The 8,388-nt window shown below is 68.2% G+C and carries 7 protein-coding genes, 2 tRNA genes and 1 pseudogene; 7 read left to right on the top strand and 3 right to left on the bottom strand.

The window, feature by feature from the left end; all coding sequences use genetic code 11:
- Positions 1-160: 160 nt before the first annotated feature.
- The gene (locus tag IE239_RS24580) at positions 161-460 is read right to left on the bottom strand and encodes a hypothetical protein (protein WP_229878273.1); all 300 of its coding nucleotides are present in this window, start codon (positions 458-460) and stop codon (positions 161-163) included.
- Between the two features lie 97 nt (positions 461-557).
- Between IE239_RS24580 and IE239_RS24575 the strand changes: the two are divergent.
- Together IE239_RS24575 and IE239_RS24570 are read left to right on the top strand one after the other, a co-directional pair.
- Positions 558-809 (top strand): annotated as a pseudogene (locus tag IE239_RS24575) (helix-turn-helix domain-containing protein); the annotation flags it as partial.
- Positions 810-940: 131 nt separating this feature from the next.
- The gene (locus IE239_RS24570; protein WP_190151535.1) at positions 941-1,972 is read left to right on the top strand and encodes a tyrosine-type recombinase/integrase; all 1,032 of its coding nucleotides are present in this window, start codon (positions 941-943) and stop codon (positions 1,970-1,972) included.
- A gap of 69 nt (positions 1,973-2,041) precedes the next feature.
- Here the strand turns inward: IE239_RS24570 and IE239_RS24565 are convergent.
- Positions 2,042-2,112: transfer RNA gene (locus tag IE239_RS24565), tRNA-Gly, on the bottom strand.
- Between the two features lie 167 nt (positions 2,113-2,279).
- Between IE239_RS24565 and IE239_RS24560 the strand changes: the two genes are divergently transcribed.
- The 5 genes from IE239_RS24560 (at position 2,280) to clpX (ending at position 7,252) form a co-directional block, all read left to right on the top strand.
- Positions 2,280-2,356, top strand: a tRNA-Pro gene (locus IE239_RS24560).
- A gap of 204 nt (positions 2,357-2,560) precedes the next feature.
- Positions 2,561-4,012 (top strand): trigger factor, encoded by a 1,452-nt coding sequence (gene tig / locus IE239_RS24555; protein ID WP_190151534.1) that lies wholly within the window; start codon positions 2,561-2,563, stop codon positions 4,010-4,012.
- Between the two features lie 250 nt (positions 4,013-4,262).
- Entirely contained in the window at positions 4,263-4,868 is a 606-nt protein-coding gene (locus IE239_RS24550) for an ATP-dependent Clp protease proteolytic subunit (protein ID WP_069772790.1), read from the top strand.
- 232 nt (positions 4,869-5,100) lie between these two features.
- Positions 5,101-5,781, top strand: coding sequence for an ATP-dependent Clp protease proteolytic subunit (locus IE239_RS24545; protein WP_308435413.1), 681 nt, complete (start codon positions 5,101-5,103; stop codon positions 5,779-5,781).
- 181 nt (positions 5,782-5,962) lie between these two features.
- Positions 5,963-7,252: an ATP-dependent Clp protease ATP-binding subunit ClpX gene (gene clpX / locus IE239_RS24540; RefSeq protein WP_069772792.1), complete on the top strand. Its 1,290-nt coding sequence runs from the start codon at positions 5,963-5,965 to the stop codon at positions 7,250-7,252.
- 75 nt (positions 7,253-7,327) lie between these two features.
- Here clpX and IE239_RS24535 read toward each other — a convergent pair whose 3' ends face one another.
- Positions 7,328-8,326 (bottom strand): hypothetical protein, encoded by a 999-nt coding sequence (locus tag IE239_RS24535; protein ID WP_190151533.1) that lies wholly within the window; start codon positions 8,324-8,326, stop codon positions 7,328-7,330.
- Positions 8,327-8,388 lie beyond the last annotated feature (62 nt).

Raw genomic sequence — 8,388 nt, 5'->3', positions numbered from 1 at the left:
TCACGGTCAAGCGGTGCGGCGGTGGGGGTGGACTTCGGCATGTGGATCTCCGTAGTGATCGGAGACCCAGGTGTCAACGATGATCGGCAGTTTTATAATCGTCCTGGGTCATCGAACCGGTGATCGTCACGGCTCAGCCTTCCAGGAGCTGTCCATTGGGTCAGGCCGTGGAGCGGCGGCGGGTGCGGAGCCAGCGAACCCCCTTCACGGCGTAAACGGGGGTCATGACCGCGAAGCCAGCGAGGGCGAGCCAGTACCAGGATCCCGTCACAACGGAACCCAGCAGCAGGCCGCTGAATGACAGCAGGGAACCGACGATTTCCAGCAGGTCAAGGCGCGCCTTGGAACGCGTCGCGGATTCGGATCCGCGCAGTCGGCCGATGGCAGGAGCAAGCGCGAGAGCCTGCATGAGGGCCGCTAGGCCGAGAGCGATCCGAACTAACCACTCGAGTACGTTCACGGCGCGCACTGTATCGCTCTCCCTGGCGCCGTCGGACGAAGATCCGATACGAACGCCCTAGACAGGCTCGGCTGCCTCGTGGTGTAGAACCCTGGTCATGGGGAGTGAGCGGCAGAACCGGATGAAGGCGCTCGGAGCGCACCTGAAAAGGCTTCGCGGTGAGGCTGGTCTGACCGGGGCCGTGCTGGCTCAGAGGGCTGGGGTGGGCCAGCCCACCGTGTCCAAGGTGGAGAACGGACGAATGGTCCCCAGCGTCGACGTCTTGGGCCGCTTGACTCGCGCACTCGGCCTCGACGAGTCGACCACTCGGGAGGTGCGTGACCTCCTGGTCGCCGTGGAAACCGCTCCGGGCGGTGTGGAGTTTGCAACCCCCCTAGACAGTTAGGGCGGGCCGCTCCCTGCATTGTCCAGGGGGGTATCCAGTTCGGTGCGACGCCGACAAGGCGTCGCCGACCAAGCGAGGTTCACGCTGACGACTGGTTGGCCGACAAGCAGACCGAGATGCGCCGTGGCGACTGGCACGACCCGGATGCCGGGAAGGTGCCGTTCAGCGAGTACGCCACCGCGTATATCAGGGAACGCGAGCTGGCCACCACCACACGGCAGCTCTATAGGTCGCTCCTGAGACAGCACCTCGAACCCACCTTCGGCGCGGTCAACGTCGCCGAGATCTCGCCCCCGCTCGTCCGCCGTTGGCGCGCTGACAAACTCGCCGAAGGCACGGGCCCGACCACCGTCGCGAACGCGTACGCCCTGCTGCGCGGGATCATGCGCACGGCTGTAAGTGATCTGCTGATCCGGCGCAACCCGTGCACGATCAAAGGGGCCAGCACCGTGTACACCCCCGAACGGCCGACCGCGACCGTGCAAGAGGTGTACGACCTGGCCGACGCGATCCAGCCGCGCTCCCGGGCGCTCGTGCTCATGGCCGGCTTCCTCGGCCTCCGCTTCGGCGAGCTGATCGGGCTGCACCGCCGTGACGTCGACCTCGACGGTGGATCCGTGCGCGTCCGCCGGGCCGTCGCCGAACTGAACAACGGGCAGCGGGAGATCAAGGCACCCAAGAGCGCGGCCGGCAAGCGCACCGTCGCCATTCCGGCCGCGATCCTCTCGGAGATCCGTTTGCACCTGGATCTGTACGCCGAACACGGTGCTGACGGTCGGGTGTTTGTCGGAGCCCAAGGTGCGACTCCTCGCCGCAACCACTTCAACCGGCTGTGGCACAAGGCGTGTTCGGATGCCGGGATCAAGGGCCTGCACTTTCATGATCTCCGCCACACGGGCAACACCCTCGCCGCGTCGACCGGGGCGAGCACGCGTGAGCTGATGGCGCGCATGGGTCACAGCAGCGCTCGCGCCGCGCTGATCTATCAGCACGCGAGCGCCGACCGTGACCGGCTGATCGCCGACGCCGTGAGCGGGCTCGTCAACAAGGGGCGCAAGAAAGCTCGGAAAGCCAAGAAAAAGCAAGATCGAAAGCCCAAGGGGCGCGCAGGGGACACGACGGGTTGAACACAGCCCCCGAAAACGATCAGGGCCAGGCGGAGAATTCAACCTCCGACCTGGCCCTGAGTCGTACAGAGCGGGCGACGGGAATCGAACCCGCGTAGCTAGTTTGGAAGACTAGTGCTCTACCATTGAGCTACGCCCGCACACGACGCGCCGCAGGTCAGGTGACCGCGGCACTGCAGGCATCGTAGCGGGTCCGCGGCCCGTGTCGCACACCGCCTCTTCCCGCCCCCGTCGCCGCCCGCCCGCAGACCGGGTGAATGCGGCGGTCGGAGGGCCTGTGGGCATGTACCCTACGTGTCGCACCAGACGGGGTGTGGCGCAGCTTGGTAGCGCGTCCGCTTTGGGAGCGGAAGGCCGTGGGTTCAAATCCCGCCACCCCGACCACCGACCGCGGTCGGCGCAGAACGTCACCGGCGACCTGTGCGGTCACCTCGCTTGATCGCCTTTGGGGCGTGTCGTCGCTGCCGTTACTATGCAAGCTGCACGCCCGTGCGTCCTCGTTCTCCGAAGTCCTCCGGGCGGCGAATCCGCCGGAGCCGGTCTGGCTCCGGCAGAAACCAAGAAGTCAGCCCCCAAGGAGACCGAACCGTGAAGAGCGCCGTGGAGACCCTGAACCCGACCCGGGTTCGGCTCAGCATCGAGGTGCCCTTCGAGGAGCTCAAGGACAGCCTCGACGCGGCGTACAAGAAGATCAACCAGCAGGTCACGGTGAAGGGCTTCCGCAAGGGCAAGATCCCCGCCCGGGTCATCGACCAGCGCTTCGGCCGTGGCGCCGTGCTGGAGGAGGCCGTCAACGACGCGCTGCCGAAGTTCTACACGGAGGCGGTCAACGAGGCGGAGATCGACGTCCTCGGCCAGCCCGAGGTCGACATCACGGAGCTGAAGGACGGCGAGACGCTGAACTTCACCGCCGAGGTCGACGTCCGTCCCGCCCTCGAGCTCCCCGAGGACTTCTCCTCCATCGAGGTCGAGGTCGACGCCGTCGAGGTCACCGACGAGGACATCGACAAGTCGGTCGAGCAGCTCCGCGAGCGCTTCGCCTCGACGTCCCCGGTCGAGCGCGCCGCCGAGGACGGCGACGTCGTGACGGTCGACCTGGAGGCCAAGGTCGACGGCGAGATCCTCGAGGACGGCGTCGCGAGCGGCGTCTCCTACACCATCGGCTCCGGTGAGCTGCTGGAGGGCATCGACGAGGCCGTCAAGGGCCTGGAGGCCGGTGGCGAGGCCACCTTCACCTCCGAGCTGAAGGGCGGCTCCGCGGCCGGCAAGGAGGCCGAGGTCACCGTCAAGGTCACCCAGGTCGCCTCCCGCGAGCTCCCCGAGCTGGACGACGAGTTCGCGCAGCTCGCCTCCGAGTTCGACACCCTCGAGGAGCTGAGGGCCGACAGCCGCAAGCGCCTCGAGAACATGAAGCAGTACGACCAGGCCACGCAGGCCCAGGAGCGCGTCCTCGAGAAGCTGCTGGAGCTCGTCGAGGTGCCCGTCCCCGAGAAGCTCCTCGAGGACGAGGTCAACACCCGCAAGCACAACCTGGAGCACCACCAGCTCGGTCAGATGGGCCTCGACCTCGACAAGTACCTGGAGATCCAGGGCAAGACCGCCGAGGAGTTCGAGACCGAGACCCGCGAGGCCGCGGTCAAGGGCATCAAGACCCAGTTCGTGCTGGACGAGCTCGTCAAGCGCGAGAAGCTGAACGTCAACCAGGAGGAGCTCACCGAGCACCTCATGCGCCGTGCCGCCTCCTCCGGCATGTCCCCCGACCAGTTCGCCCAGGCGGTCGTCGAGGGCGGTCAGGTCCCGCTGCTGGTCGGCGAGGTCGCCCGCGGCAAGGCCCTGGCCACGGTCGTCGAGTCCGCCACGGTGAAGGACACCAACGGCGAGGTCATCGACCTGGACGACGACGAAGAGGAGTCCGCGGAGGCCGCCGCCGAGACGGAGACCTCCGAGACGGAGACCTCCGAGACGGAGAGCGCCGAGACGGAGACCTCCGAGACGGAGAGCGCCGAGACGGAGACCGCTGAGGAGAAGACCGAGAGCTGACGGTCCTCGCGTCGCTTACGACGCGGACACGAGGGGCCCCGGAGCAATGATCGCTCCGGGGCCCCTCCGTCGTTCGCGTCCCCGGGCGACTACGCCCCCGGCGAACACTCTCCTCTCCGGGATTCCCCGGCGGGACCCGCGCGTTAGGGTCCATGAGTACGAGGGCAGGGGAGTCCCCGAGCCCCAGGCAGTACACGTGAGACGGCCCGGCGCCGTCGTAAGACGAGCAGGTGGATACGTGACGAATCTGATGCCCTCCGCCGCCGGCGAGCCTTCCATCGGTGGCCTCGGCGACCAGGTCTACAACCGGCTGCTCGGCGAGCGGATCATCTTCCTCGGCCAGGCGGTCGACGACGACATCGCCAACAAGATCACCGCACAGTTGCTGCTCCTTGCCGCCGACCCGGACAAGGACATCTACCTCTACATCAACAGCCCCGGCGGCTCCATCACGGCCGGCATGGCGATCTACGACACCATGCAGTTCATCAAGAACGACGTGGTGACCATCGCCATGGGCCTGGCCGCCTCCATGGGCCAGTTCCTGCTCAGCGCGGGCACCCCCGGCAAGCGCTTCGCGCTGCCGAACGCCGAGATCCTGATCCACCAGCCCTCCGCGGGTCTGGCGGGCTCGGCCTCGGACATCAAGATCCACGCCGAGCGGTTGCTGCACACCAAGAAGCGCATGGCCGAGCTGACCTCGCAGCACACCGGCCAGTCGGTCGAGCAGATCACCCGCGACTCGGACCGCGACCGCTGGTTCGACGCGTTCGAGGCCAAGGAGTACGGCCTCATCGACGACGTCATCCCCACGGCCGCCGGCATGCCGGGCGGCGGCGGTACCGGGGCGGCCTGAGGGTCACCCTGACGGCGGCAGGGCCGCCCAGGGCGCTCCCCGGAGCTCCCTGAGCCCCTGACCCCTCCGAGGCCCCAGGAGCCCGCTGAGGCCTCCCGGCAGCCCAGGAAGCCCCCTCGGGATCCCGGGCCGCCCGGAGCCTCCCAGCGGGCGCCCGGGGCCCTCGGAAGCCGTCGGAGCCCCTCTCCAGCCCCTCCAGCCCACCGCCCCAGCCCCCTCTTCAGGAGACATCGTGAACGACTTCCCCGGCAGCGGCATCTACGCCCGCACCGAGGCCGAGTACACCGGCCCCCGCGCCGAGTCCCGCTACGTCATCCCGCGCTTCGTCGAGCGCACCTCCCAGGGCATCCGCGAGTACGACCCCTACGCGAAGCTCTTCGAGGAGCGCGTGATCTTCCTCGGCGTGCAGATCGACGACGCCTCCGCCAACGACGTCATGGCGCAGCTGCTGTGCCTGGAGTCGATGGACCCCGACCGGGACATCTCGATCTACATCAACAGCCCCGGCGGCTCCTTCACCGCGCTGACGGCCATCTACGACACGATGCAGTTCGTGAAGCCCGACATCCAGACGGTCTGCATGGGCCAGGCGGCCTCCGCCGCCGCGATCCTGCTGGCCGCCGGCACGCCGGGCAAGCGCATGGCGCTGCCGAACGCGCGCGTGCTGATCCACCAGCCGTACAGTGAGACCGGCCGCGGTCAGGTCTCCGACCTGGAGATCGCCGCCAACGAGATCCTGCGGATGCGCGCGCAGCTGGAGGACATGCTGGCCAAGCACTCGACCACGCCGATCGAGAAGATCCGCGAGGACATCGAGCGCGACAAGATCCTCACGGCCGAGGACGCGCTGGCGTACGGCCTGATCGACCAGATCATCTCCACCCGGAAGATGAACAACGAGTCTCTGCGTTGACGTTCGGAGTCGTCCCGTTCGGGGCCCCTCGGCACGGTGTGACACGGTCCACGTCGCAGTGAACCGTGCCAAGGGGGGCCCGAACGGGGGGCCAGGCAAGGTACCGTCGGACTAAGGCAGCACCAGGAGCCGCTGGATTCGAAAGCGTCCAGGCGTCTCCCAGGCGAAGGGGAAGCACACCGTGGCACGCATCGGTGACGGCGGCGATCTGCTCAAGTGCTCGTTCTGCGGCAAGAGCCAGAAGCAGGTCAAGAAGCTCATCGCAGGGCCCGGTGTCTACATCTGCGACGAGTGCATCGATCTCTGCAACGAGATCATCGAGGAAGAACTCGCGGAGACCAGCGAGGTCCGCTGGGAGGAACTCCCCAAGCCGCGCGAGATCTACGAGTTCCTCGAGGGCTACGTGGTGGGCCAGGAGCCCGCCAAGAAGGCTCTGTCGGTCGCGGTGTACAACCACTACAAGCGCGTGCAGGCCGGGGAGAACGGCGGCGCCCAAAGCCGCGAGGACGCCATCGAGTTGGCGAAGTCGAACATCCTCCTGCTCGGTCCCACCGGCTCGGGCAAGACCCTCCTCGCGCAGACCCTCGCGCGCATGCTGAACGTCCCCTTCGCCATCGCCGACGCCACGGCGCTCACCGAGGCGGGTTACGTCGGCGAGGACGTCGAGAACATCCTGCTGAAGCTGATCCAGGCCGCCGACTACGACGTCAAGAAGGCCGAGACCGGGATCATCTACATCGACGAGATCGACAAGGTCGCGAGGAAGAGCGAGAACCCTTCCATCACGCGCGACGTGTCGGGCGAGGGCGTCCAGCAGGCCCTGCTGAAGATCCTCGAGGGCACCACCGCCTCGGTCCCGCCGCAGGGCGGCCGCAAGCACCCGCACCAGGAGTTCATCCAGATCGACACGACGAACGTGCTGTTCATCGTGGGCGGCGCCTTCTCCGGACTGGAGAAGATCATCGAGACCCGGGCCGGCGCCAAGGGCATCGGCTTCGGCGCGACGATCCGCTCCAAGCGCGAGCTGGAGTCCAAGGACCAGTTCGAGGCCGTCATGCCCGAGGACCTGGTCAAGTTCGGCATGATCCCGGAGTTCATCGGCCGTCTGCCGGTCATCACCTCGGTCCACAACCTGGACCGCGAGGCGCTCCTGCAGATCCTCATCGAGCCGCGCAACGCGCTGGTCAAGCAGTACCAGCGGCTCTTCGAACTCGACGGCGTGGAGCTGGACTTCGAGCGCGAGGCCCTGGAGGCCATCGCCGACCAGGCCATCCTGCGCCAGACCGGCGCCCGCGGCCTGCGCGCCATCATGGAGGAGGTCCTCCAGGCGGTGATGTACGAGGTCCCGTCCCGCAAGGACGTGGCCCGCGTCGTCATCACGGCGGACGTGGTCCTCTCCAACGTCAACCCGACCCTGATCCCCCGCGACGCGCGCGGCGGCCGCGGCCCGGGCGAGGCGAAGACCGCCTAGGCGGCACGCGTACGACGAAGGGCCCCGGTCACCCGGGGCCCTTCTCGTCTCTCGCCTCGCAAGGGAGCGGGTTCGTCACACCCCGACGCGGATCTGGCCGCGCAGCTTCGTGGTGATGTCGATCGCCACTTCCTTGGTGACGCCCTTCGTGGCGTCGCCCGGCGAGACCAGGGTGATGGTGCTGTAGTCCGCCCAGGCGCAGAACCAGTCGGTCTTCTCCTGCTTGGTGAGCGCGTTCTTCCCCTCGGCCGCCTGGCACTTCATGACCGCGCCGTCCAGGTCCGCCTTCTCGGGCTCGCCGACCAGCTTGCCCTTCTGGGCCCCGGCAGAGCCGGAAGAGCCGTCCTGGGACGACTTCTTGAAGTTGGCGAAGAACAGGTCCAGCGTCTTCTGCGGGTCGGCGATCTTGCCGTAGGCGCCGGCGAAGGTGATGGTCTTGGAGGTGGCCAGCTCGGACGCGTCGGGCGCGGTGCTCGGGTCGGCCGGGTCGTACCCGCTGAGGTCCGCCGTCGTGTAGAGGCCGATCACGGACTTGCCGTCCTGGACGCCGGTCTTCGCCAGGTCGGCGGTCGAGTCCTTGCCGGCGCTCGCGCCGTCGTCCGTGACCCGGTTGTACTCGGTCAGGACGGTCCCCGGCGTCGCCAGCTTGTGCGCGCCGTCGTCCTTGAGGCCGCCGGCGCCGCCGCCTCCGCCGATCACGAAGTACGCGCCCACGCCGATCGCCGCGACGACCGCGACCGCGCCGAGGACGATGCCCGCCTTCTTGCCGCCGCCGCCCGGCGCCGGGGGCTGCGGGACGCCGTAGGGAGGCTGGCCGTAGGGAGGCTGCTGGCCGTAGGGAGAAGCCGGCTGCTGGCCGTAGGGAGGCTGCTGGCCGTAGGGCGGGGTCTGCGGGGGCACGCCCTGCGGGGGCTGCGCCGGATACCCGTAGCCGGGCTGCGGGGCGGGGGGCTGCTGGGGGTAGCCGTAGCCGGGCTGCGGCGCCTGCGGAGGCTGACCGTACGGACCGGGCTGGCCGTACGGTCCGGGCTGCTGGGGCTGCCCGCCGTACGGGCCCGGCTGGTTGTGACTCATTCCTGGGTTCCCCTCCAGACGCTTATGTGATTTTCACATCCTGGCTCAAACTCCCCACCAGC

It is taken from the genome of Streptomyces humidus, assembly GCF_014649655.1.
GTDB lineage: Bacteria > Actinomycetota > Actinomycetes > Streptomycetales > Streptomycetaceae > Streptomyces > Streptomyces humidus.
Note: the sequence above shows the minus strand (reverse complement) of the source record. Positions and strands in the feature narration are given on the sequence as shown.